The 25,233-nt window shown below is 70.7% G+C and carries 19 protein-coding genes and 1 pseudogene; 12 read left to right on the top strand and 8 right to left on the bottom strand.

Annotation, left to right across the window (positions count from 1 at the left end; translation table 11 throughout):
• Positions 1–16 precede the first annotated feature (16 nt).
• A complete protein-coding gene (locus tag IO24_RS0100570) occupies positions 17–1,168 on the bottom strand; it encodes a dihydrodipicolinate synthase family protein (protein ID WP_031130562.1) in 1,152 nt (383 codons plus the stop codon).
• On the bottom strand, positions 1,165–2,316 hold the full coding sequence (locus IO24_RS0100575; protein WP_031130564.1) for a Gfo/Idh/MocA family protein: 1,152 nt from the start codon (positions 2,314–2,316) through the stop codon (positions 1,165–1,167). The genes IO24_RS0100570 and IO24_RS0100575 overlap by 4 nt, the downstream gene beginning before the upstream one ends.
• Before the next feature lie 325 nt (positions 2,317–2,641).
• Here IO24_RS0100575 and IO24_RS0100580 point away from each other — a divergent pair, with 325 nt between their 5' ends.
• On the top strand, positions 2,642–3,691 hold the full coding sequence (locus tag IO24_RS0100580; protein WP_031130566.1) for a LacI family DNA-binding transcriptional regulator: 1,050 nt from the start codon (positions 2,642–2,644) through the stop codon (positions 3,689–3,691).
• 214 nt (positions 3,692–3,905) lie between these two features.
• On the opposite strand, the gene IO24_RS0100585 is transcribed toward IO24_RS0100580, so the two are convergent.
• Positions 3,906–4,478, bottom strand: a complete 573-nt coding sequence (locus IO24_RS0100585; protein ID WP_031130568.1) for a dihydrofolate reductase family protein — start codon at positions 4,476–4,478, stop codon at positions 3,906–3,908.
• A 214-nt stretch (positions 4,479–4,692) separates the two neighbouring features.
• Between IO24_RS0100585 and IO24_RS0100590 the strand changes: the two genes are divergently transcribed.
• From IO24_RS0100590 to IO24_RS0100595, 3 genes and pseudogenes are all read left to right on the top strand, one after another.
• Complete coding sequence (locus tag IO24_RS0100590; protein ID WP_420823199.1) at positions 4,693–5,106, top strand: SgcJ/EcaC family oxidoreductase; 414 nt, start codon at positions 4,693–4,695, stop codon at positions 5,104–5,106.
• Positions 5,105–5,299: pseudogene (locus IO24_RS47520) on the top strand (hypothetical protein); the annotation flags it as partial. The gene IO24_RS0100590 and the pseudogene IO24_RS47520, both read left to right, overlap by 2 nt.
• A gap of 11 nt (positions 5,300–5,310) precedes the next feature.
• Entirely contained in the window at positions 5,311–6,114 is an 804-nt protein-coding gene (locus IO24_RS0100595; protein WP_031130572.1) for a sugar phosphate isomerase/epimerase family protein, read from the top strand.
• 99 nt (positions 6,115–6,213) lie between these two features.
• Here IO24_RS0100595 and IO24_RS0100600 read toward each other — a convergent pair whose 3' ends face one another.
• Both IO24_RS0100600 and IO24_RS0100605 read right to left on the bottom strand, forming a co-directional pair.
• A complete protein-coding gene (locus tag IO24_RS0100600) occupies positions 6,214–6,864 on the bottom strand; it encodes a dihydrofolate reductase family protein (RefSeq protein ID WP_031130573.1) in 651 nt (216 codons plus the stop codon).
• Between the two features lie 82 nt (positions 6,865–6,946).
• Entirely contained in the window at positions 6,947–7,312 is a 366-nt protein-coding gene (locus IO24_RS0100605) for a cupin domain-containing protein (protein WP_031130575.1), read from the bottom strand.
• Between the two features lie 241 nt (positions 7,313–7,553).
• Here IO24_RS0100605 and IO24_RS0100610 point away from each other — a divergent pair, with 241 nt between their 5' ends.
• From IO24_RS0100610 to IO24_RS0100635, 6 genes are all read left to right on the top strand, one after another.
• A complete protein-coding gene (locus tag IO24_RS0100610) occupies positions 7,554–8,573 on the top strand; it encodes a LacI family DNA-binding transcriptional regulator (protein ID WP_031130577.1) in 1,020 nt (339 codons plus the stop codon).
• Positions 8,570–10,108 (top strand): sugar ABC transporter ATP-binding protein, encoded by a 1,539-nt coding sequence (locus IO24_RS0100615; RefSeq protein WP_031130580.1) that lies wholly within the window; start codon positions 8,570–8,572, stop codon positions 10,106–10,108. Before IO24_RS0100610 ends, IO24_RS0100615 begins: the two co-directional genes overlap by 4 nt.
• Entirely contained in the window at positions 10,098–12,047 is a 1,950-nt protein-coding gene (locus IO24_RS0100620; RefSeq protein ID WP_031130582.1) for an ABC transporter permease/substrate-binding protein, read from the top strand. The genes IO24_RS0100615 and IO24_RS0100620 overlap by 11 nt, the downstream gene beginning before the upstream one ends.
• Before the next feature lie 75 nt (positions 12,048–12,122).
• The gene (locus IO24_RS0100625) at positions 12,123–13,025 is read left to right on the top strand and encodes a ribokinase (RefSeq protein ID WP_031130585.1); all 903 of its coding nucleotides are present in this window, start codon (positions 12,123–12,125) and stop codon (positions 13,023–13,025) included.
• Positions 13,022–13,411 (top strand): D-ribose pyranase, encoded by a 390-nt coding sequence (gene rbsD / locus IO24_RS0100630; protein WP_031130587.1) that lies wholly within the window; start codon positions 13,022–13,024, stop codon positions 13,409–13,411. Before IO24_RS0100625 ends, rbsD begins: the two co-directional genes overlap by 4 nt.
• Positions 13,412–14,339: 928 nt before the next feature.
• Positions 14,340–16,526, top strand: coding sequence for a bifunctional polysaccharide deacetylase/glycosyltransferase family 2 protein (locus IO24_RS0100635; protein WP_031130589.1), 2,187 nt, complete (start codon positions 14,340–14,342; stop codon positions 16,524–16,526).
• A gap of 644 nt (positions 16,527–17,170) precedes the next feature.
• On the opposite strand, the gene IO24_RS0100645 is transcribed toward IO24_RS0100635, so the two are convergent.
• Positions 17,171–17,683 (bottom strand): GNAT family N-acetyltransferase, encoded by a 513-nt coding sequence (locus tag IO24_RS0100645; protein ID WP_031130593.1) that lies wholly within the window; start codon positions 17,681–17,683, stop codon positions 17,171–17,173.
• 175 nt (positions 17,684–17,858) lie between these two features.
• Positions 17,859–18,029, bottom strand: a complete 171-nt coding sequence (locus IO24_RS45075; protein WP_157851227.1) for a hypothetical protein — start codon at positions 18,027–18,029, stop codon at positions 17,859–17,861.
• Positions 18,030–18,561: 532 nt separating this feature from the next.
• Between IO24_RS45075 and recD2 the strand changes: the two genes are divergently transcribed.
• The gene (gene recD2 / locus IO24_RS0100655) at positions 18,562–20,841 is read left to right on the top strand and encodes an SF1B family DNA helicase RecD2 (RefSeq protein WP_031130595.1); all 2,280 of its coding nucleotides are present in this window, start codon (positions 18,562–18,564) and stop codon (positions 20,839–20,841) included.
• Between the two features lie 179 nt (positions 20,842–21,020).
• Positions 21,021–22,310: a citrate synthase gene (locus tag IO24_RS0100660; protein ID WP_031130597.1), complete on the top strand. Its 1,290-nt coding sequence runs from the start codon at positions 21,021–21,023 to the stop codon at positions 22,308–22,310.
• Positions 22,311–22,958: 648 nt separating this feature from the next.
• Here IO24_RS0100660 and IO24_RS0100665 read toward each other — a convergent pair.
• The gene (locus IO24_RS0100665) at positions 22,959–25,199 is read right to left on the bottom strand and encodes a heavy metal translocating P-type ATPase (protein WP_031130599.1); all 2,241 of its coding nucleotides are present in this window, start codon (positions 25,197–25,199) and stop codon (positions 22,959–22,961) included.
• Positions 25,200–25,233 lie beyond the last annotated feature (34 nt).

The following is a 25,233-nucleotide window of genomic DNA, read 5'->3' on the forward strand; positions in this document are numbered from 1 at the left end:
CGCTCCAGGGACCCGCTCACTGGTTCACCCCGTACAGGCTCAGCAGCGTCTTCATCCGTTCCTCCGCCAGCTTCGGGTCGGGGAACAGCCCCAGCCCGTCGGCCAGTTCGTACGCCGTCGCGAAGTGCGGCAGCGAGCGGGCCGACTGCAGGCCGCCGACCATCGTGAAGTGCGACTGGTGGCCGGCCAGCCAGGCCAGGAAGACCACGCCCGTCTTGTAGAAGCGCGTCGGGGTCTGGAAGAGGTGCCGGGAGAGCCCGACCGTGGGGTCCAGCAGCTCGCGGAAGCCCTGCACGTTGCCCGTGTCCAGGACCCGGACCGCCTGAGCCGCCAGCGGGCCCAGCGGGTCGAAGATGCCGAGCAGCGCGTGGCTGAAGCCCTGCTCGTCGCCCGCGATCAGCTCGGGGTAGTTGAAGTCGTCGCCCGTGTAGCAGCGCACGCCCTGCGGCAGCCGGCGGCGGATGTCGATCTCGCGCTGTGCGTCCAGCAGGGAGACCTTGATGCCGTCGACCTTGTCGGGGTGGGCGGCGATGACCTCCAGGAAGGTGTCCGTCGCCGCGTCCAGGTCGGACGAACCCCAGTAGCCCTCCAGCGCCGGGTCGAACATCGGGCCCAGCCAGTGCAGGACCACCGGCTCGGCCGACTGGCGCAGCAGGTGGCCGTAGACCTCCAGGTAGTCCTCCGGCCCGGAGGCCGCCGCCGCGAGCGCCCGGGACGCCATCAGGATCGCCTGGGCACCGGACTCCTCGACGAGGGCGAGCTGCTCCTCGTAGGCGGCGCGGACCTCCGCGAGCGACCCGGAGGCGATCTGGTCCGTGCCCACACCGCAGGCGATGCGGCCGCCGACCGACTTGGCCTCGGCAGCCGACCGGCGGATCAGTTCCGCCGCGCCCGCCCAGTCCAGGCCCATGCCGCGCTGGGCGGTGTCCATGGCCTCGGCGACGCCCAGCCCGTGCGACCACAGGTGGCGGCGGAAGGCGAGGGTGGCGTCCCAGTCGACCGCGGCGGGCGAGTCGGGGGAGACGTCCGCGAAAGGGTCGGCGACGACGTGCGCCGCCGAGAAGACCGTGCGCGAGGTGAAGGGCGTGCCGGGAGTCACGGCCAGGGGCTCGGTGCGCGGCTCGTAGGTCCGCAACGCCCCGCCGGCTCCGGGGAGTCGGATCGTCACAGCGAGATCTCCGGGACGTCGAGACGGCGGCCCTCGGCCGAGGACTTCAGGCCCAGCTCGGCGAGCTGGACACCGCGGGCACCGGCCAGCAGGTCCCAGTGGTAGGGGGCGTCGGCGTAGACGTGCCGCAGGAACAGCTCCCACTGGGCCTTGAAGCCGTTGTCGAACTCGGTGTTGTCCGGGACCTCCTGCCACTGGTCGCGGAAGACCTCCGTGGCGGGGATGTCCGGGTTCCAGACCGGCTTGGGGGTGGCGCTGCGGTGCTGGACGCGGCAGTTGCGCAGGCCCGCGACCGCGGAGCCCTCGGTGCCGTCGACCTGGAACTCCACCAGCTCGTCGCGGTTGACGCGGACGGCCCAGGAGGAGTTGATCTGGGCGATCGCGCCGCCCTCCAGCTCGAAGACGCCGTACGCGGCGTCGTCGGCCGTCGCGTCGTACGGCTTGTCGTTCTCGTCCCAGCGCTGCGGGATGTGCGTGGCGGTGAGTGCCTGGACGGACTTCACGCGGCCGAACAGCTCGTGCAGCACGTACTCCCAGTGCGGGAACATGTCGACGACGATGCCGCCGCCGTCTTCGGACCGGTAGTTCCAGGACGGGCGCTGGGCGGTCTGCCAGTCGCCCTCGAAGACCCAGTAGCCGAACTCGCCGCGCACGGAGAGGATCCGGCCGAAGAAGCCGCCGTCGATGAGGCGCTTCAGCTTCAGCAGGCCCGGGAGGAAGAGCTTGTCCTGGACGACGCCGTGCTTGATGCCGGCCTCGTTCGCCAGCCGGGCGAGGTTCAGGGCGCCGTCGAGGCCGGTGGCGGTCGGCTTCTCGGTGTAGATGTGCTTGCCGGCCGCGATGGCCTTCTTCAGGGCCTCCTCGCGGGCGGAGGTGACCTGCGCGTCGAAGTAGATGTCCACCGTCTCGTCGGCGAGGACCGCGTCCACGTCCGTCGAGACGTGCTCCAGCCCGTGCTTCTCGGCCAGCGCCTTCAGCGCGTGCTCCCGGCGGCCGACCAGGATCGGCTCGGGCCACAGCACGGTGCCGTCGCCGAGGTCGAGGCCGCCCTGTTCGCGCAGGGCGAGGATGGAGCGGACCAGGTGCTGGCGGTAGCCCATGCGCCCGGTCACGCCGTTCATGGCGATTCGCACCGTCTTGCGTGTCACGTCGTTCCCTTCGTACGCGGTCGTCGCGCCGCGTACGCCTCATCCTTCACGGACGGCCCGGTGGGCCGGTCGTGGACTGGTGAGCGTTGCAGCAAGCGCTTTCTATATACAGAGAAGCTAGCCTCTGAACCGCGGTCCGGACAAGACCGTGACCAGGACGAGTTGTTCGAGGGGGCGAACAGCCGGGGGTCGGGGGCTTAAGGTCTGGTCGGAACCTTGGCCATGGGTTCGGCGCGGCCGGGGCAACTGGCCTGCTCGGAACCGTGGCGGTGGGTCCGGGTGTGTACGAGGGCGACGACGAGATGCGCGACCGGAGGACGACGAGATGACGGTGACCCTGGCGGACGTGGCGGCCCGCGCGCAGGTCTCGCCCGCGACGGTGTCGCGCGTGCTGAACGGGAACTACCCCGTGGCGGCCTCCACCCGTGAGCGGGTGCTGAAGGCCGTGGACGAGCTGGACTACGTGCTCAACGGGCCCGCGAGCGCCCTGGCCGCGGCCACGTCCGACCTGGTCGGGATCCTGGTGAACGACATCGCCGACCCGTTCTTCGGGATCATGGCGAGCGCGATCCAGGCCGAGATCGGCGGGCCGGGCGGCCGTGCGGGCGGGGAGAGACTCGCGGTGGTCTGCAACACGGGCGGCTCCCCCGAGCGGGAGTTGACCTACCTCACGCTGCTGCAGCGGCAGCGGGCCGCGGCGGTGGTGCTGACCGGCGGGGCGATCGTGGACGCGGCGCACCAGGCGGCCATGGACGCGAAGGTGCGGAAGCTGGTCGACGCCGGGACGCGGGTCGTCCTGTGCGGACGCCCGCCGGCGCCGGAGACCGGGGCGATCGCGCTGACCTTCGACAACCGCGGCGGCGGGCAGGAGCTGACCGAGCACCTCATCGGGCTCGGGCACCGGCGGCTCGGGTACATCGCGGGCCCGGAGGAGCGGACGACCACGCGGCACCGGCTGGAAGGGCACCGGGACGCGCTGGCCGCGCACGGGATCGAGGAGGACCCTCGGTGGACCGTGCACGGGCGCTACGACCGGCGGTCCGGCTACGAGGCGACGCTGGAGCTGCTGCGGCGCGATCCGTCGCTGACGTCGGTCGTCGCGGCGAACGACTCCGTCGCGCTGGGGGCGTGCGCGGCGCTGCGGGACTCGGGGCTGCGGATTCCGGAGGACGTGTCGGTGGCGGGGTTCGACGATCTGCCGTTCAGCATCGACGCGGTGCCTTCGCTGACGACGGTGCGGCTGCCGTTGACGGAGGCCGGGGCCCGGGCCGGGCGGATCGCCATGGGGCGGGAGGAGGCCCCGCCCGGGGGTATCGCGTCGGTTCGGGGGGAGCTGATGGTGCGAGGGTCCTCCGGGGTGCCGCGCTCTTCTTGAGGCGCTGTGGCTCTTGGGGGCCCGGGGGCTGTGCCGGGGGTGTTCGTGCCGTGCCCCGACGGGTGCTCGCGTCGGGGCCGGGGTTGTGAGGGCTGCCGCCCCCGCGCCCCGGCTTCCTCCTGGACCCCTACTCATGTGATCCCACGCGCCGCGCAGGCCCTCCGGCGAGTGCCACGTCCGGTGACGCGGCAGCGGTACGAGGGCGGGGCACTCGTCAGCGAACGACGTCGAAGACGTTCTTCTGCAGACCGTTGGCGTAGGCCTCGTGCTCGACGAGCCGCAGCTTCTGGGTGTCCTTGTCCGTGGCGCTGAAGAGCCGCTTGCCCGCCCCGAGCAGGAGCGGAAAGACGAGCAGGTGGTAACGGTCGATCAGGCCGGCGTCCGAAAGGGCCCGGTTCAGGGAGGCGCTGCCGTGGACGATGATCGGACCGCCCTCGGTCTCCTTCAGTGCGGCGACATCGTCGAGCGAGCGCAGGATCGTCGTCTCACCCCAGTTCGACACCAGGTGGTCCTCGGTGAGGGTCGTGGACACGACGTACTTCGGCATCACCTTGTAGTCGGCGAAGTCCTCCATGTCGGGCCACACCGGGCTGAACGCCTCATAGCTGGTGCGGCCCATCATCATCGCGGTGGCCTCCTTCTGCTCCCGGCCCTTGATCTCGAATGCCTCGGGAAGGAACTCGACGTCCTTGAAGGTCCACCCGGAGTTCCGGTAACCCGGCTCGCCGCCCGGGGCCTCCACGACGCCGTCGAGCGAGATGAAAGCGGTGCTGATCAGGGTACGCATCTGGGGTCCTCGGTATCTCGTGTCGGCTTCTCAGCGGATTTTCGTCGGTGCCCGCCTCCGCAACACTCGCGGCTGCGACGCACGAACACCTCTTCTGACTGCGGAACACGGCCAGACTCATCGGCCGTCACCCGTCCGGATCGCCTCGTGCCTGGTCTCAGGCGCCGATCCCGTGGATCGCCCTCTTGATCTCAACCGTGCTTGAGGTTGCAGCATGGCCCACATGACCACGGAATCCACGGCGCACGCCGCAGACATCGAAGCCGTCAAGCAGGTCGTCGCCATCGTCGAGCACTCCCAGCAGCACAAGGACCCCGACGAATTCCTCGCCCTCTTCCACCCCGACGCGGTCTGGACGACGGCCCACGGCAAGGTTCTCATCGGCCTCGACGCGATCTCGGAGTTCACCCGCAAGGTGCTCCCCGCCGCCGACTGGGACGGCAAGGTCAGCTACGAGGTGGTCCACGTGCTCTTCATCCGCCCCGATGTCGCGGCGGTCAAGGTTCGTCAGCGCTACCTGAGCCCGGGCGACGAGAGCGAGGGGGCCCCGCTGTATGTGATGACCAAGCAGGACGACGGCCGCTGGCTGCTCACCGCCTGTCAGAACACGTCGGTCGTCGCCGACTGATCCCTGCCCGGGCGCCCGCCTGCGGCTCCTGCTCGTCGAGCCGGACGCGCGGCCCCGGCACCACGGTTTCGTGCCGGTCGCGCGGAAACCGCACCGCTCCTGCGGCCGGGATCCGGCCGGCCAGGACCGGCGACCGGATCTTCACGCAACACCAGGGTGCCGAAGGGGAGTCGCAGGCGGGGGTGCCGGGTAGGGTCCGTCCACATGAAGCTGGCGTTCTCCACCCTCGGTGTCCCCGGCCTGCCCCTGCCCGACGTCCTGCGGCTCGCGACCGCCCACGGCTATCACGGCGTGGAGCTGCGCACCCACCCCGAGGAACCGGTCCACACCGGCCTCGGACCCGCCGAACGCGCGGACGTCGCGGCCGAGTTCAAGGGAGCGGGCGTAGAGCTCCTCAGTCTGGCGGGCTACGTACGGGTCGCCGCGCCGGGCGACGACGAGCCCGTCCTGGCCGAGATCCGTGCCCTCCTCGACCTGGCCCACGACCTGGGCGCCCCGTACGTCCGGGTCTTCCCGGGCGGCGACCTCGACGTCCAGACCCCCGAGGAGGCCGACGCGACGGCCGCCCGCCGTCTGGGCACGGCCGCCGAACACGCCAATGACCTGGGTGTACGCATCCTCCTCGAAACCCATGACTCGCACCGCACCGCCGCCGACGCGATGCGGATCCTCGGCCTCGTCGGCCACCGCCAGGTCGGCGCCCTCTGGGACGTGATGCACACCTGGCTCGGCGGCGAACAGCCCTCCGAGACCTACGCGGCACTCTCCCCCCACCTCGGCTACGTCCAGGTCAAGGACATCGCCTCCCCCGACGACACGACCCCCCTGCCTCTCGGCGCGGGCGTCCTTCCCCTGGCCGAATGCGTCGAGGTCCTCTCCCGCCACGGCTGGGACGGCTGGCTCTGCTGGGAGTACGAGAAGCGCTGGTACGAAGAGGCGGCGCCCCTGCCCGACCTCCTCGGGCCCGGGAGTGAACACGTGAGCAGGTTGCTCAACGACTCGGCGTGACGCGCCGGCCCTCGTGGGAGCTCCGCACGTGTCCTTCCGGAGCGTTGCTCCAGGGGGAGGTCGGAGCCGGGGATCGCCTCCTTTCAGGGAGGAGGGGATTCACTTCCGCCAGAACAGGTGATGAATCACCCCGCCGCCCGGGCTCGGTACGACGTCGCAGTGGAAGCGGTCGAGCAGTTCCTCGGGTGACTCCCACAGCCGTGAGCCGGACCCGAGCACCACGCCGGGCGAGACCGCCACGTGCAGCGTGTCCACCAGGCCGGCGTCGAGGAACTCCCGGATGGTGGCCGCCCCGCCGCCGAGCCGGACGTCCTTGCCCCCGGCCGCCTCGCGCGCCCGGGCGAGGACCTCGGCCGGTTCACCGCCGACGAAGTGGAACGTCGTGTCGGAGAGGGTGAACGAGGGACGCCGGTGGTGGGTCATGACGAACACCGGCGTGTGGAACGGGGGTTCGTCGCCCCACCAGCCCTGCCACTCGTGGTCCTGCCACGGCCCGCGCTGCGGGCTGAACTTGTTGCGGCCCATGATCTCGGCGCCGATGTTGTTGTGGAAGTCGCGCGTCAGGTAGTCGTCCAGGCCGCGGCTCCCGCCGGGGTCGGTGCGATTGGGCCAGCTCGCCGTGGCACCGGCCCAGGCGAACATCTGCCCGGGGTCGGCGTGGCCGAAGGGCCTTTGCAGGCTCTGGTGCTCTCCGGCACCGAATCCGTCGCTCGAGACGTTGAAGTTCTGCACGCGCAGCAGCTGGGACACAGCGCTCCTCCTGTGGTCGACGACAGGGGAGACCGCCCGGGCCGGCGGAACTCATCGGCAGGGCACAGGCGGTTTCCCCGGATCACCCGGCCTGCGCCGCCACGTGGTCGATCACCTGCTGGAAGTCCTCACTCGGCGAGAACTCCACCAGCTCGCTGTCCTCCAGCGCCACCGGCACATGGCCGGGGCCCCAGTAGTACGCCTGGCCCGCCTCGTACTCCTCCTCGCCCGCGGCCGTGTGCATCCTGATCCGCCCCTTGAGCAGATAGCCCCAGTGCGGGCACTGGCACGCGTCGTCGGGCAGGCCCTTGAGGGCGGGGCCCATGTCCGTGCCCCGGGGCAGGGTGATGTAGCCCACCGAGAGGCCGCCGCCGATGGGCTTGATGCGCAGTTCCACTCCGTCGCCTTCAAGGGCGACGGGTACGTCGTTCCGGGTCGCCGCCGTCATGGCTCCTCCGCTCCGGCCCGCCAGGGCCTGGACTGCCCCCTCGCGAAACCCCCGTACCTCCAGCCTGGATCGCCGGGCCCCGCCCCGCGACATCACGATCCGGTCAAGAGGTACCGCCGGGGGCTTGCTTCGACGCCGTGTAATCGATTCCATGCTCCCGTCGATGTAATCGATTCCACGAGCGCTCACCGAGTCATCGACGAGTGCTCCCACGACTGATCCACAAGGAGGTGGAGCGGAGGTGGCCAGCATCAAGGACGTCGCTGCCGAGGCCGGCGTCTCCGTCGCCACGGTCTCGCGCGTCCTGAACGACCATCCGTCGGTCAGCGCCGAAGCACGCACCCGCGTGCTGGCCGCCGTCGAGATCCTGGGCTACCGCCCGAACGCCGTCGCCCGCTCCCTGCGCACCGACCAGACCCACACCCTCGGCCTGGTCATCAGCGACGTGATGAACCCGTACTTCACCGAACTGGCCCGCTCCGTCGAGGAGGAGGCCCGCGCGCTCGGCTACAGCGTCATCATCGGCAACGCCGACGAACGGCCGGACCTCCAGGACCACCACGTACGCACCCTGCTCGACCGCCGCATCGACGGCCTGCTCGTCTCTCCCACGGACGGCGGCTCGCCGCTGATGCTGGACGCCGCGCGGGCCGGGACGCCCATGGTCTTCGTGGACCGCTGGATCCCGGGCGTGGACGTGCCGGTCGTGCGGGCGGACGGGCGGGCCGCCGTACGGGATCTCGTGGCGCATCTGCACGGGCTCGGGCACCGGCGGCTCGCGATCATCGCGGGCCCGGCGGCGACCACGACCGGCCAGGAGCGCGTCGAGGCCTTCCGGGAGGCTCTCGCCGCGTACGGACTCGAACTGCCCGACGCCTACATAGGGCAGGGCGACTTCCAGGCCGAGAGCGGCCGACTGGTCACCGAGGGCTTCCTCGACCTGGCCGAGCCGCCCGAGGTCGTCTTCGCGGCCGACAACCTGATGGCGCTCGGCGCGCTGGACGCCGTACGCGCGCGTGGCCTGCGCGTACCGGAGGACCTCGCGCTGGCCGCGTTCGACGACATCCGGTGGTTCGTGCACACCGATCCGCCGATCACCGCGATCGCCCAGCCCACGGGCGAGCTGGGCCGGGCCGCCGTACGGGCCCTGGTCGACCGCATCGAGGGGCGGCCCGGCGAGTCCGTCACCCTCCCCGCCCGTCTCGTCGTACGCCGCTCGTGCGGCGAGAACCCCACCCCAGTGCAAAGGAGCACGACGTGAGCAACGCGGACGAGTTGCTGCGCATCGAGGGCATACGGAAAACCTTCCCGGGCGTGGTCGCGCTGGACGGCGTCGACTTCGATCTGCGCCGGGGCGAGGTGCACGTCCTGCTCGGTGAGAACGGTGCCGGCAAGAGCACCCTCATCAAGATGCTGTCCGGCGCCTACACCCCCGACGCCGGGCGGATCCTGGTCGGCGGTGAGGAGACGCGCATCCAGGGTGCGCAGGACTCCGAGCGGCTCGGGATCGCCACCATCTACCAGGAGTTCAACCTCGTACCCGACCTCACGGTCGCCGAGAACATCTTCCTCGGGCGCCAGCCGCGCCGCTTCGGGATGATCGACCGCAAGCGGATGGAGGCCGACGCCGAGGTCCTGCTGAAGCGGGTCGGCGTGACCGTCTCGCCCCGCGCGCGGGTCCGCGAGCTCGGTATCGCGCGGCTGCAGATGGTCGAGATCGCCAAGGCGCTCAGCCTGAACGCCCGTGTGCTGATCATGGACGAGCCGACCGCCGTGCTCACCTCCGAGGAGGTCGACAAGCTCTTCACGATCGTGCGCACGCTGCGCGAGGACGGCGTCGGGATCGTCTTCATCACCCACCATCTGGAGGAGATCGCCGCGCTCGGCGACCGGGTGACGGTCATCCGGGACGGCAGGAGCGTCGGCCAGGTGCCCGCCGCCACGCCCGAGGACGAGCTCGTACGGCTCATGGTGGGACGCTCCATCGAGCAGCAGTACCCGCGCGAACGGGCCGACCGGGGCTCCGCTTTGCTCACCGTCGAGGGCCTCACCCGGGACGGCGTCTTCCACGACGTCAGCTTCGAGGTGCACGCCGGTGAGGTCGTCGGCATCGCGGGGCTGGTCGGCGCGGGCCGTACCGAGGTCGTCCGGGCGGTCTTCGGGGCCGACGCCTACGACAAGGGCTCCGTGAAGGTCTCCGGCGCCCCGGTCGCCAAGTACGACGTCAACGCGGCGATGACCGCCGGCATCGGACTCGTCCCCGAGGACCGCAAGGGCCAGGGCCTGGTGCTGGACGCCTCGGTCGAGGAGAACCTCGGCCTGGTGACGCTGCGGTCGGCCACGCGCGCCGGGCTCGTCGACCTCAGGGGCCAGCGCGAGGCCGCCGAGCGGATCGCGGGGCAGCTCGGTGTGCGGATGGCCGGACTCGGCCAGCACGTGCGCACCCTCTCCGGCGGCAATCAGCAGAAGGTCGTCATCGGCAAGTGGCTGCTCGCCGACACCAAGGTGCTGATCCTCGACGAGCCGACGCGCGGCATCGACGTCGGCGCCAAGGTCGAGATCTACCAGCTCGTCAACGAACTCACCGCCGCCGGTGCGGCCGTCCTGATGATCTCCAGCGATCTGCCCGAGGTGCTCGGCATGAGCGACCGGGTGCTGGTGATGGCCCAGGGCCGGATCGCCGGTGAACTCTCCGCCGACGAGGCGACCCAGGACGCCGTGATGGCACTCGCCGTCAGCACGCCCACCACAACGACCACGACCACGACCGGAACGGAGGCCTCCCGTGGCCACTGACACGCTCAAGAGCACGACGGGCGCGGGTGGCGCCTCGGGAGGCCTGCGCCGCCTCCTCCTCGACAACGGCGCGCTCACCGCACTGATCGTCCTCGTCGTCGCCATGTCGGCGCTGTCCGGCGACTTCCTGACGACGGACAACCTCCTCAACGTCGGCGTCCAGGCGGCCGTGACCGCCATCCTCGCCTTCGGCGTCACCTTCGTGATCGTCTCCGCGGGCATCGACCTGTCGGTCGGCTCGGTCGCCGCGCTGTCCGCCACGGTCCTCGCCTGGAGCGCCACCACCGCGGGCGTCCCGGTCTTCCTCGCCGTCCTCCTCGCCATAGCGACGGGCATCGTCTGCGGCCTGGTCAACGGCATCCTGATCTCCTACGGCAAGCTGCCGCCGTTCATCGCCACGCTGGCCATGCTGTCCGTGGCCCGCGGCCTGTCCCTCGTCATCTCCGAGGGCTCCCCGATCGCCTTCCCCGGCTCGGTCTCCCACCTCGGCGACACGCTCGGCGGCTGGCTGCCGGTGCCGGTCCTGGTGATGATCGTCATGGGCCTGATCGCAGCGTTCGTGCTCGGCCGGACCTACATCGGCCGCTCCATGTACGCGATCGGCGGCAACGAGGAGGCCGCGCGGCTGTCCGGACTGCGCGTGAAGAAGCAGAAGCTCGCGATCTACGCCTTCTCGGGCGTCTTCGCCGCCGTCGCCGGTGTCGTGCTCGCCGCCCGTCTCTCCTCCGCGCAGCCCCAGGCCGCCGATGGCTACGAGCTGGACGCGATCGCCGCCGTCGTCATCGGCGGTGCCTCCCTCGCGGGCGGCACCGGCAAGGCGTCCGGCACACTCATCGGCGCCCTGATCCTGGCCGTGCTGCGCAACGGGCTGAACCTGCTGAACGTCTCCGCGTTCTGGCAGCAGGTCGTCATCGGCGTGGTCATCGCGCTGGCGGTGCTGTTCGACACGCTGCGGCGCAAGGCGGGGGCGACCCCGGTGGCCGGCGCTTCTCCGGGAGGCAAGGGCAAGCAGGCGGCGACGTACGGGCTCGCGGCCGTGGTCACCGTCGCGATCGTCGGCGCCACGTCGTTCCTGCACAACGGCTCCTCCGCCACGAGCAGCCCGAAGATGGGCCTGTCGCTGTCCACCCTCAACAACCCCTTCTTCGTGCAGATCCGGGCGGGCGCCCAGGCCGAGGCGGAGAAGCGGGGCGTGGACCTGACCGTCACCGACGCCCAGAACGACGCCTCCCAGCAGGCCAACCAGCTGCAGAACTTCACCAGTTCCGGCCTCGGCGCGATCATCGTCAACCCGGTGGACTCGGACGCCGCGAGCAACTCCGTGAAGGCCGCCGACCAGGCGAAGATCCCGGTCATCGCAGTCGACCGGGGCGTCAACAAGGCGTCGGTGGACGCTCTCGTCGCCTCGGACAACGTCGCCGGCGGTGAACTCGCCGCCAAGACCATCGCCGACAAGCTGGGCGGCAAGGGCAAGATCGTGATCCTTCAGGGCCAGGCGGGCACCTCCGCGGCCCGGGAGCGCGCGCAGGGCTTCGCGAACGGCCTCAAGGCCTTCCCGGGCATCCGGGTCGTCGCCCAGCAGCCCGCCGACTTCGACCGCACCAAGGGCCTCGACGTCATGTCGAACCTGCTCCAGGCCCACCCGGACGTCCAGGGCGTCATCGCCGCCAACGACGAGATGGCCCTCGGCGCGATCAAGGCGCTCGGTTCCAAGGCCGGCAAGTCGGTCTCGGTCGTCGGCTTCGACGGCACGCCGGACGGACTGAAGGCGGTCGGGGGCGGCACGCTGTATGCGTCCGTGGCGCAGCAGCCGTCCCAGCTCGGGAAGATCGCCGTGGACAACGCCCTGCGGGCCCTGAAGGGCGAGAAGGTCGAGGAGACGGTGAAGGTGCCGGTGAAGGTGGTCACCAAGGAGAACGTGGCCGGCTTCAGCGGCTGACATCGGGGAACGGCCGGGCGGTCACGCACACCTTGTGGACCGCCCGGCCATGTCACTCACGTGGGGAGACAACTCATGTACGACTACGACCTCCTGGTCGTGGGGTCGGCCAACGCCGACCTGGTGATCGGAGTGGAGCGCCGGCCCGGAGCCGGCGAGACCGTGCTCGGCTCCGACCTGGCCGTCCACCCGGGCGGCAAGGGCGCGAACCAGGCGGTCGCCGCCGCCCGGCTCGGCGCCCGTACGGCGCTGCTGGCCCGGGTCGGCGACGACGCCCACGGCCGGCTGCTGCTGGACTCGCAGCGCGAGGCGGGCGTCGACACGGTGGGGGTCCTGGTGGGCGGCGCGCCGACCGGGGTCGCGCTGATCACGGTCGACCCGTCCGGCGACAACAGCATCGTCGTCTCGCCCGGCGCCAACGGCCGCCTCACTCCGGAGGACGTCAGCGCCGCCGGGTGCCTCTTCCAGGGCTCCCGGGTGGTGTCGGCGCAGCTGGAGATCCCGCTGGAGACCGTGGTGGAGACCGTACGGAACCTGGCGCCTCAGAGCCGTTTCGTGCTGAACCCCTCGCCGCCGCGCCCCCTTCCGCAGGAGGTGCTGGCGGCCTGCGACCCGCTGATCGTGAACGAGCACGAGGCGAAGGTGATCCTGGGCGACTCCGCCGTCGGGGACACCCCGGAGGACTGGGCGCGGATCCTCCTCGCCAAGGGCCCGAAGTCGGTGGTGGTGACGCTGGGCGCCCAGGGCGCGCTGGTGGCGTCGGCGCAGGGGTTGTCGCGTGTGCCGGCCGTGACGGTGGACGCGGTGGACACGACGGGAGCGGGCGACTCCTTCACCGCCGCGCTGGCCTGCCGGCTGGGGGCGGGCGAGTCCCTGGCTCAGGCGGCGGCGTACGCGGCGCGGGTGGGTGCCGCGACCGTGACGAAGGAGGGCGCGCAGGCGTCCTTCCCGACGGCGGCGGAGGTCGCCGCACCGTGAAGAGGACCGGAATACTGAACCGCCACCTCGCCGGTGCGCTGGCCGAACTCGGTCACGGCGACGGGGTGCTGGTGTGCGACGCGGGCATGCCCATACCCGACGGTCCTCGGGTGGTGGACCTGGCCTTCCGGGCCGGGGTACCGGCGTTCGCCGAGGTGCTGGACGGGCTGCTGGCCGAGCTGGTGGTCGAGGGGGCGACGGCGGCGCGGGAGCTGCGGGAAGCCAATCCGGAGGCGTCGTCGCTGCTGGAGGGGCACTTCCCCGGGCTGGATCTCGTCTCGCACGAGCGGCTGAAGGAGTTGTCGGCGGGGGCCCGCCTGGTCGTCCGCACGGGCGAGGCACGGCCGTACGCGAACGTCCTGCTGAGGTGCGGCGTCTTCTTCTGAAGCCCCTGGGCGGCAGCTGCCGCCCCTGAACGGTTTCGAGAGGGCCCGGTCCGTCGACCGGGCCCTCTCGGCTTTTCCCCTCCCGTCAGGAACCTCGCGATCCCCCCAGATCCCCTCCCCCGAAGGCCCTGACACCACGTACGACCCGCGGAGGCCGGGAAGGGTTGCACGGCTGAGTAAGAAATTCTTGCCGTCTCTTGAGGAACTCGCCCGCGCCGCAGCGGCGTACGCTGAACGCCATGGTGCTTCTTCGTCCCATAAGCGGGCATACGGGACAGGAATCGTCGGGCGATCCGAACCTCCCCGTGTTCGTCGACGCCTCCGGCCGACGCGCGCGGTATCTGCGGCGTACCGGCTACGGGCTGGCCGCCGGTGCTGCCACGTACATGGCGGTACTGGGCCTGAGCCTGATGGGAGCAACGCCCTTCGCGCCGGGGGCCATCCTGCCCGGCGACATCGCGGCGCCTGCCGCACCAGGACCCCACACCCCCGGCCGGACGCCCCCGGCACCCGGCGAGCCACCCGCGTCGGACCGCTCGGAACGCGTCGGCCCGGGCAATCTGCTCGTTCCGCAGTTCACCGTGCCCGGCCCTCCCGTCGCTCCGCCCCTGGTACCCGGGGACCCACCCGGCGACCCCCCGGCACCTCCCGACACACCAGAACCGCCGGCACCAACGACTCCACCGGCGCAGCCCGTTCCCGATGCTCCTGCCGCTCCTGCCGCTCCTGCCCCCACACCGGGCACGGGCACCGCGCCCGCCCCGCCTCCGCCCTCTCCCGCTCCGCCGGCCACGGCCCCACCGGCACCCGAGTCCCCGGTACAGACGCCGCCACCGGCCCCCGAGCCGACAGGGCCGGCGACCGGCCCCTCGGCGCCGTCCGGTGTCACACCCCCGTCCTCCGACCCATCGGTGGCCGAGGCCCCCTGATGCGGCGGCGTCCTCACCGGCCACCCGGCCCCTCACCGAGGTCGCCCGGTCTGCGGCGGACGCGACCGCCCCTGTCGCCCCGGCGTCGGTTCCGCATCGTCGTTCCCCTCGTCCTGCTGGCCTTCGTCGCCTCGGTCCTCCTGGTCGAGGGGTACACCACGCGCGGCTTCGCCGGTGACCAGGAAGGGCGCAGCGGGCGCCCCGGCATCGGCGTCCCCCGCAGGATCGCCGGCGGCGGTCCGGTCGTGGACACCACCGGCGCTCACCCGCGGACGTATCGCACACCGGCCAAGACCATCGTCCTGACCTTCGACGACGGCCCCGACCCCACCTGGACACCCCGCATACGGGCCGTTCTCGACCACCACGGCACGCCCGGCACCTTCTTCGTCACCGGGCAACAGACCGCCAGGCACCCGGAAGTTCTGCGCAGTGTGATCCGTTCCGGCCACGAGGTCGGTGTGCACACCTTCTCCCACCGGGACCTGACCACCCAGTCGGCGAGCGCCGTCGACCGTGAGCTGGCGCTGACCCAACTCGCCCTCGCCGGGGCCGCAGGCATCAACACGTCGCTGATGCGGATGCCCTACTCCTCGACCACCTCCGCCCTCGACGCCCCGGCCTGGACCGTGACCCGGCGCCTGGGCGCCAAGGGCTACGTCCTGGCGTTCATCGATCAGGACACCAACGACTGGCGGCGCCCGGGCGCCCGGGCGATCGCCGACGCGGCCACGCCCGACGCACCGGGCAGGGGCGCGGTCGTCCTCCTGCACGACGCGGGAGGGGACAGATCACAGACCGTCGAGGCCCTCAAGACCTTGATCCCCCGGCTGAAGGCCCAGGGGTACCGCTTCACCACCCTCGCCGATCTCGTCGGCACCGACAGTTTCACCAGCCCCGTCGGAACAGGGGAACTGTGGCAGGGCCGCATCTTCGTGGCCGCTGTCACCGCGTCGAGGGCAGCGGTTACGGCCGTCAGCCTGTTGCTGCTGGTGGCCGGTTCGCTCGTCCTCGCACGGTGTGTGCTCCTGCTCGCCCTGGCCCGCCACCACGCCCGTCGGCACCGGCGCCCGCATACCGGCCCGCGCCGACTCGTCACCCGGCCCGTCAGTGTCGTCATACCCGCGTACGACGAGGAGCTGTGCATCCCCAAGACACTCCGTTCGCTCGCCACGAGCGACCACCCCGTCGAGATCATCGTCGTGGACGACGGCTCCCACGACGGCACCGCCGACCTCGCGCAGTCCCTCGCCCTCGAGAACGTCACCGTCATCCGGCAGCCCAACGGCGGTAAAGCCTCCGCCCTCAACACCGGCGTCCTGCGGGCCTCACACGACATCGTCGTCATGCTGGACGCCGACACCGTCTTCGCCCCCTCGACCGTCGGCCGTCTGGTCCAGCCGTTCGCCGACCCCCGCGTCGGCGCCGTCGCGGGCAACGCCAAGGTCGGCAACCGCCGGCGTCTGCTCGGCCGGTGGCAGCACATCGAGTACGTCATGGGCTTCAACCTCGACCGCCGGATGTACGACCTGCTGCGCTGCCTGCCCACCATTCCCGGTGCCGTGGGGGCGTTCCGCGTCGAGGCCCTGCGGGACGCCGGGATGATGAGTGCCGACACCCTCGCCGAGGACACCGACATCACCATGGCCCTGCACCGGACCGGGTGGGAGATCCGCTACGCGCCGGACGCACTCGCCTGGACCGAGGCACCGACCTCGCTGCGGCAACTGTGGCGCCAGCGCTACCGATGGAGTTACGGCACCATGCAGGCGGCATGGAAGCACCGGCACGCGCTGCTGGAACGGGGCCACGCGGGCCGCTTCGGCCGCCTCGGTCTGCCCTTGCTGGCCGTCTTCCAGATCTTCACCCCACTGCTCTCCCCGCTGATCGACATACTGGCCCTGTACGGTCTGGTGTTCGGAGATCCGCTCATCACGGTCCTGGCCTGGAGCGGCATGCTGGCTGTGCAGGCCATGTGCGCCGCGTACGCCTTCCACCTCGACGGCGAGCGGCTCCGGCCCCTGTGGGCGCTCCCCCTCCAGCAGGTCGTCTACCGCCAGCTGATGTATCTGGTCCTCGTCCAGGCCTGCCTGACCGCGATCAACGGCTACCGACTGCCCTGGCAGCGGCTCAAACGCAGCGGAGACGTGATGCTGCCGTCTCAGCCCTCGACCCGCCGGACGTGAAACCGCCTTGCGGGCGGGCGGTGCCGGACGCCCCCTGGGCCGGATGGCTCACCCGGTCCCGCTCAAGCCCCCTCCGCTCATCGCGCGATCGGGTTGAGTTGCCCGCTCTCGGAGCCGTCAGCCTTCCTCCCGAGTGCTTTTGCGCTCAGGGTGTGATCATGAAAATCCCGCGACTGCACTCCGTGCACCGTTCCCTCGCGCACTCGGCCGGCGCGACCGTCATCGTCCTCGCAGCAGCCCTGACCTCCGCCGCCCCCGTAGCGGCACACACCGCTGCGCCGCCTGACCGCGAAGAGGGCCAGACCTCTTCGTGCCACATGACCCGCGTGGAGAGGCAGGGCCTCGAAGACATCGTCTGGGGTGTCGTGTTCGGGCCCCAGAGCCCTCGGGCACAGGAGACCGGGTGCGACGACGGCGCGGCGACGGGGGAGAAGGACGGGACCAGAGGCGTCATGCGGCCCGTGCCGGCCCCCTGACCTGCCGACGTTGCGCCTCCGCCTCGCAGCCGAAGTGGTGCGGGCGTCCGGTGCCCTGGCCCGGCGGTCCGAGTACGGCGAGGGAGCCCCGGGCTCCCTCCTGTACTGGCCTCCGCACCAGCCTGCTCGACGCGGAGAGCCACCGGACGGCGCCGTGGCCGTACGTCTCTACGAGCGCACCGGGAGACAGCGGGTCAGCACGCGTGTGAGCGAGCCGTCGTCCTCGACGATGTCCCGAGCGTGTTCGAACCCGATCTTGCCCAGCAGGCGCAGCGACGCCTTGTTCTGCGCGGCGACGGTGGCGTGCACCTCGGTCAGCCCGAGCGACTCGAAGCCATAACTCACGAGCGCCTCCGCCAGCTCCGTTCCGAGCCCGCTGCCCCAGACGTCAGGCCCCAGGGCATAGACGATCTCGTGACCATCGACCTCTTCGGTCCGCTTGATCTCCGCGTGCCCGACCAGGAGCCCGCCACGCCGGACCGCCCACACGTCGAACAGATCCCCCGCGTACACCGTGCTGAAGATCCGCCCGAACAGCGCCCGGTCCGCGGCCTCGGCAGCAGGCCCGTCACCCATCCACCGGGACACCCTCCTGTCCTGGAACAGTGCGACGAAGCTCTCTTCGTCGTCCGGGCGGTAGGCGTCAAGAAGCAGGCGTGGGGTGCGCAAGGTCGGGGGCATGCCGGGGGACGCTACCCACGGCGAGCGCGGAGCGGCAATCGACTTTCGTCCGCACCCGACGCACGGTGGCCGGGACAGTGGCCGCGATGGGCGCGACGGACCCCCGAAGCCGACGAACTCCGGCATTCCGTGGTGATCTCGGTGCCGAACACCCGCAGGGCTGCTGCCGGCGTCCTCATCGCCGCAGGCTGTAGCTCACCATCGACGCCCCCACCACCGATCCGAACGCCGGCAGCAGGAACTGTGCGAAGGCCTCCCAGCCCCAGACGATCCCCGCGCACGCCGCCGTGATGTTGATGGCCAGGGACATGATCCACAGGGCGACGCTCTGGGCCTGGGGTGACATCGTTCCTCGTCGTCATTCGGGGCCGGGAAAAGGGGAGGGGCGGAGGTGCAATGAGCCCGGTCCCGGGCTGGGGAGAGGGCGCAATTCCGGCATGGGAGCCCGGTTCGGCGGGGGAGAGCCGGGGATGTTCCCGTGCGGCGCGGAAGGCCCCGGAGCCACGACCGAGTGGTCCCCGGATATCACCGGAGCCATCACCAGCAGCGTCAACGTGCTGGCGGCGCACAGGCTCACGAGCAGCGTGCCCGCCGTGTGCGCGCGCCGAGGGGCGCTGGGGTCTGGGGGACGCAGAGGCATCACGGGTCGCTCCGGAATCGAGTCCGCCCCCCCTTTTTTGATGGAACCCCAGAATTCTTCCACGGAAAAGGATCACAAAAGGGGTGGCCGAGATGCTTGAACTGTAAAGCTTCGGGCCTCCTTGTGAATTCACCGTGAAAAGTGAACCCCTGGCCGCATACTGACCGGTCGCTTTTTTCGGGAGCCGTCGGCGGTCCGCTCCCGCCGCACTGTCGTACCCGGGCGGTACCGTCGGATCATGACCGATCAGGCGGGGGCCGCCCAGGCGGGCGAGCGGCGACTGGCCACGCTGGAAGGCGTACTCGAACGCATCACGTACGCCAACGAGGAGAACGGCTACACGGTCGCCCGGGTCGACACCGGCAGAGGCGCCGGCGACCTCCTCACGGTCGTCGGCGCGCTGCTCGGAGCCCAGGTCGGCGAGTCCGTGCGCATGGAGGGCCGCTGGGGCTCCCACCCGCAGTACGGCAAGCAGTTCCACGTCGAGAACTACACGACGGTCCTGCCGGCCACCGTCCAGGGCATCCGCCGCTACCTCGGCTCCGGCCTGGTCAAGGGCATCGGCCCGGTCTTCGCCGACCGCATCACACAGCACTTCGGCATGGACACCCTCAAGATCATCGAGGAGGAGCCCAAACGGCTCGTCGAGGTCCCCGGGCTCGGCCCCAAGCGCACCAAGAAGATCGCCGACGCCTGGGAGGAACAGAAGGCCATCAAGGAGGTCATGCTCTTCCTCCAGACGGTCGAGGTCTCCACCTCCATCGCCGTGCGCATCTACAAGAAGTACGGCGACGCCTCCATCTCGGTCGTGAAGAACCAGCCGTACCGGCTCGCGTCCGACGTCTGGGGCATCGGCTTCCTCACCGCCGACAAGATCGCCCGGTCCGTCGGCATCCCGCACGACAGCCCCGAGCGGGTCAAGGCCGGCCTGCAGTACGCGCTGTCCCAGTCCACCGACCAGGGACACTGCTTCCTCCCAGAGGAGCAGCTGATCAAGGACGCGGTCAAGCTCCTCCAGGTCGACACCGGCCTGGTCATCGAATGCCTGGCCGAACTGGCCGAACCCCCCGAGGACGGCGAGGACCCCGGCGTCGTACGGGAGAAGGTGCCGGGCCCCGAGGGCGGGGAGCCCGTCACCGCGATCTACCTCGTCCCCTTCCACCGCGCCGAACTCTCCCTCTCCGCCCAGCTGCTGCGCCTCCTGCGCGCCGGCGAGGACCGCATGCCGGGCTTCAGGGCCGTGGCCTGGGACAAGGCGCTGAGCTGGCTGAAGGGCCGTACGGGCACCGAGCTCGCGCCCGAGCAGGAGGCCGCCGTCAAGCTGGCGCTGACCGAGAAGGTCGCCGTCCTCACCGGCGGGCCCGGCTGCGGCAAGTCCTTCACGGTCCGCTCGATCGTGGAGCTCGCCCGCGCCAGGAAGGCGAAGGTCGTGCTCGCCGCTCCCACGGGCCGGGCCGCCAAGCGCCTGTCCGAACTCACCGGCGCCGAGGCGTCCACCGTCCACCGCCTGCTGGAGCTCAAGCCCGGCGGTGACGCGGCCTACGACCGGGACCGCCCGCTGGACGCCGACCTGGTGGTGGTCGACGAGGCGTCCATGCTGGACCTGCTCCTGGCCAACAAGCTGGTCAAGGCCGTCCCGCCGGGAGCACATCTGCTGTTCGTCGGGGACGTGGACCAGCTGCCCAGCGTCGGCGCGGGCGAGGTCCTGCGGGACCTCCTGGCCGACGGCGGCCCGATCCCCGCCGTCCGTCTCACCCGGGTCTTCCGGCAGGCCCAGCAGTCGGGTGTGGTGACCAACGCGCACCGGATCAACGCCGGCCAACACCCGGTCACGGACGGCATGAAGGACTTCTTCCTCTTCGTCGAGGACGACACGGAGGCCGTCGGCCGGCTCACCGTCGATGTGGTCGCCCGCCGCATTCCGGCCAAGTTCGGGCTGGACCCGCGCCGGGACGTCCAGGTCCTCGCCCCCATGCACCGCGGCCCGGCCGGCGCGGGCACTCTCAACGGCCTGCTGCAACAGGCCGTCACCCCGGGCCGCCCCGACCTGCCCGAGAAGAGATTCGGCGGACGGGTGTTCCGTGTCGGCGACAAGGTCACCCAGATTCGCAACAATTACGAGAAGGGCGAGAACGGTGTCTTCAACGGCACCGTCGGCGTGGTCACCTCGCTCGACCCCGTCGACCAGCGCCTGACGGTGCTCACGGACGAGGACGAGGAGGTGCCGTACGAGTTCGACGAGCTCGACGAGCTGGCCCACGCGTACGCCGTGACGATCCACCGCTCCCAGGGCAGCGAGTACCCGGCGGTCGTCATCCCGGTCACCACGGGCGCCTGGATGATGCTCCAGCGGAACCTGCTCTACACGGCGGTCACCCGGGCCAGGCAGCTGGTCGTCCTCGTCGGTTCGCGCAAGGCGATCGGCCAGGCGGTGCGCACGGTTTCGGCGGGCCGGCGGTGCACGGCACTCGACTTCCGGCTCGGTTCAGCGAAAAATGATCGATCAAATGAGTCGTGAAGGTCACAAGACACTTCCAGAAGGGGAACACAGGGGGCAGGATGAGCAAGTTGGCGGCACTCAGTGCCGTCGATAGGCCCGATGGTCGACCCCGAGTGCACTCTCCTGAGCCAAGTGGGGGATGGTAGAGACAGTCAGGGCAACCTCGAAGATGAGGCACAACGTCGGTGAGGGAAGACGTGAGCGACAACTCTGTAGTACTGCGGTACGGCGACGGCGAGTACACCTACCCGGTGATCGACAGCACCGTCGGTGACAAGGGCTTCGACATCGGAAAGCTCCGCGCCCAGACCGGTCTGGTGACGCTGGACAGCGGTTACGGCAACACGGCCGCGTATAAATCCGCCGTCACGTACCTGGACGGCGAAGCGGGCATCCTGCGGTACCGCGGCTACCCGATCGAGCAGCTGGCCGAGCGCTCCACCTTCCTGGAGGTCGCCTACCTGCTGATCAACGGCGAGCTGCCGACCGTCGACGAGCTCTCGGTGTTCAAGAACGACATCACGCAGCACACCCTGCTGCACGAGGACGTCAAGAACTTCTACAAGGGCTTCCCGCGCGACGCCCACCCGATGGCCATGCTGTCCTCGGTCGTCTCGGCGCTGTCCACGTTCTATCAGGACAGCCACAACCCGTTCGACGAGCGCCAGCGCAACCTCTCGACGATCCGTCTGCTCGCCAAGCTCCCGACGATCGCCGCGTACGCGTACAAGAAGTCGATCGGTCACCCGTTCGTCTACCCGCGCAACGACCTCGGCTACGTCGAGAACTTCCTCCGCATGACCTTCTCGGTCCCGGCGCAGGAGTACGAGCTGGACCCGACGGTGGTCTCGGCCCTCGACAAGCTGCTGATCCTGCACGCGGACCACGAGCAGAACTGTTCGACCTCCACAGTCCGCCTGGTGGGCTCCTCGCAGGCGAACATGTTCGCCTCGATCTCCGCCGGCATCAACGCCCTGTGGGGCCCGCTGCACGGCGGCGCCAACCAGTCCGTGCTGGAGATGCTGGAGGGCATCCGCGACTCCGGCGGTGACGTCGACTCCTTCATCCGCAAGGTGAAGAACAAGGAGGACGGCGTCCGCCTGATGGGCTTCGGCCACCGGGTCTACAAGAACTTCGACCCGCGCGCCAAGATCATCAAGGCCGCCGCGCACGACGTGCTGTCCGCGCTCGGCAAGTCCGACGAGCTGCTGGACATCGCGCTCAAGCTGGAGGAGCACGCGCTCTCCGACGACTACTTCGTCTCGCGCAGCCTCTACCCGAACGTGGACTTCTACACGGGCCTGATCTACCGGGCCATGGGCTTCCCGACCGAGATGTTCACGGTCCTGTTCGCCCTCGGCCGGCTGCCGGGCTGGATCGCCCAGTGGCACGAGATGATCAAGGAGCCGGGCTCCCGCATCGGCCGCCCGCGCCAGATCTACACGGGCGTGGTCGAGCGCGACTTCGTTCCCGTCGAGGAGCGCTGAGGCGCAAGCCCGCTTCCGCCCCCGTATCCGCTTGCCGGGTGCGGGGGCTTTCGCGTGCTCCCACACGGGATCCTTCACGCATGAAGAAGGCGCCCCGGCGCCGGTCCCCCCACGGGCCGACGACCAGGGCGCCTTCCCAGTCCCGGTACGGATTCCCCCCACGGGATCCGGCCGGGCGTCTGTGAGGACAGCGCCTGAATCGCTGTTGAGCAGAACGAGCAAAACTCGTCGTACTACTGGGGTGTGCGATCTGCCGGGACAGCGCACGCCCGGGAGGGCCGCTCAAAGCTTCCCGGCGTACGTGTCCCGGCTACGCTCCTCCAAGCTCTCAACTTCGTTCGAGCAGGGAGGCACCCCCAACTGGAGAAGTCCCCCAAGACATCTCCAGATGCCAGGTGGCGCCCCCCAAGACGCTCCCTGGCATCGTCAACTTAGACCTTCGAACCCCTTCGATGGTTACGTTCACATCACTGTGATCTGCGTCTCTTGCGTATGTCCGTTAGATACGTAAGACCTCAGAAATGCCGTTCGAGACCCAAGCGTAAGGATGATGCGCGAGCCTTGTGAAGAGCTTATGTGAGCCGGGCCCGGGACTCCAGAGGGGCTCAATTCATGTTCGCCGTGAACTTAGGGGGAATTCGGGGGACTTCACCGGAATGTCCGCAGTCGCAGGCTGTTCGTGACGACGAAGACCGACGAGAAGGCCATCGCGGCCCCCGCGATCATCGGGTTCAGCAGGCCCGCGGCGGCCAGCGGCAGCGCGGCCACGTTGTAGCCGAAGGCCCACGCGAGGTTGCCCTTGATCGTGGCCAGTGTCCGGCGGGACAGCCGGATCGCGTCCGCGGCCACCCGCAGATCGCCGCGGACCAGCGTCAGATCGCCCGCCTCGATCGCCGCGTCCGTGCCGGTGCCCATGGCGAGTCCCAGATCGGCGGTGGCGAGCGCGGCCGCGTCGTTGACGCCGTCGCCCACCATGGCGACGACCCGCCCCTCGGCCTGCAGCCGCCGCACCACGTCGACCTTGTCCTCGGGCAGGACCTCCGCCACCACCTGTTCGATCCCCACGGCCGCGGCCACCGTCTCGGCCACCGCGCGGTTGTCCCCGGTCAGCAGTACCGGTGTCAGTCCCAGGGCGCGCAGTTCGCGTACGGCCTCGGCGCTGGTCTCCTTGACCGTGTCCGCCACGGCCAGAACGGCGTGCGCCGTCCCGTCCCAGCCGGCCAGGACGGCCGTGCGCCCGGCCCGCTCGGCCTCGTCCCGCGCGCGGGCCAGCTGGGGCGGCACGTCGTCGAAGAGCCGCCCCACGGCGACGTCACGGCCCTCCACACGCCCGCGTACGCCCCGCCCGGGGACGTTCTCGAACCCGTCGGCCTCCGGGAGCCGCCCGGCCCTCTCCTCGGCGCCCAGCGCGATCGCACGGGCCACAGGATGCTCGGAGGCGTGCTCGACGGCCCCCGCGAGCCGCAGCACCTCCTTCTCGTCGGCTCCCTCGGCCAGGTGGACCTCCTGGAGGGTCATCCGGCCCGTGGTCACCGTGCCCGTCTTGTCCAGGACGACGGTGTCGACCCGGCGTGTGGACTCCAGGACCTCCGGGCCCTTGATGAGGATGCCGAGCTGGGCGCCGCGGCCCGTGCCGACCATCAGCGCGGTCGGGGTGGCCAGGCCCAGCGCGCACGGGCAGGCGATGATCAGGACCGCGACGGCCGCGGTGAACGCGGCGACGCCGTCGCCGGTCAGCCCGAGCCACGACCCGGCCGTGGCGACGGCGATCAGCAGCACCACCGGCACGAAGATCCCGGAGATCCGGTCGGCGAGCCGCTGCACCTCGGCCTTGCCGTTCTGCGCGTCCTCCACCAGCTTCGCCATCCGCGCGAGCCGGGTGTCGGCGCCGACCCGGGTGGCCTCGACGACCAGCCGGCCGCCCGCGTTGACGGTCGCGCCGGTGACCGGGTCCCCGGGCGCCACGTCCACCGGCACGGACTCGCCGGTCAGCATCGAGGCGTCCACGGCGGAGGCACCCTCGACGATCGTGCCGTCGGTGGCGATCTTCTCGCCGGGCCGTACGACGAACCGGTCGCCGACGGCGAGGCGCTGCGACGGGATCCGCACCTCGCGCCCGTCCCGCAGCACGGCCACGTCCTTGGCGCCCAGTTCCATCAGCGCCCTGAGCGCCGCTCCCGCGCGGCGCTTGGAACGGGCCTCCAGGTAACGGCCCAGCAGGATGAAGGCGGTGACCCCGGAAGCGACCTCCAGGTAGATCGAGGAGGCGCCGTCCCCGCGCGAGACCGTGAGCTCGAAGGGGTGCCGCATGCCCGGCATGCCCGCGTCGCCGAGGAACAGCGCCCACAGGGACCAGCCGAACGCGGCCAGGGTGCCGAGACAGACCAGGGTGTCCATGGTGGCGGCGCCGTGCCGGGCGTTCGTCCAGGCCGCGCGGTGGAAGGGCAGGCCGCCCCAGACGACGACCGGTGCGGCGAGGGTGAGCGAGAGCCACTGCCAGTTGTCGAACTGCAGGGCCGGGACCATCGCGAGAAGGATCACGGGCACGGCGAGGACGGCGGAGACGGCCAGGCGCCGGCCGAGAGCCGACAGCTCGGGGTCCTCGTCCTCGGCTGCGGAGGTCTCCTCCCGCGGCGGCGCGGGCTCCTCGGCGGTGTACCCGGTCTTCACCACGGTGGCGATCAGATCGGCGACCTCGGTGCCCTGGGGGTAGGCGACCCGGGCCTTCTCCGTCGCGTAGTTCACCGTGGCGGTGACGCCGTCCATGCGGTTGAGCTTCTTCTCGACGCGGGCCGCGCAGGCGGCGCAGGTCATCCCGCCGATGAGCAGCTCGATCTCGGCGAGGGCCGGCTCGGGTGCGGCCGGTGCCTGGGCGGTGGTGCTGGTCATGTCCTCACTCCAGGAGATGCGGGGCGCCGGGAAG

This window comes from Streptomyces flavovariabilis (assembly GCF_000725785.1).
GTDB lineage: Bacteria > Actinomycetota > Actinomycetes > Streptomycetales > Streptomycetaceae > Streptomyces > Streptomyces hawaiiensis.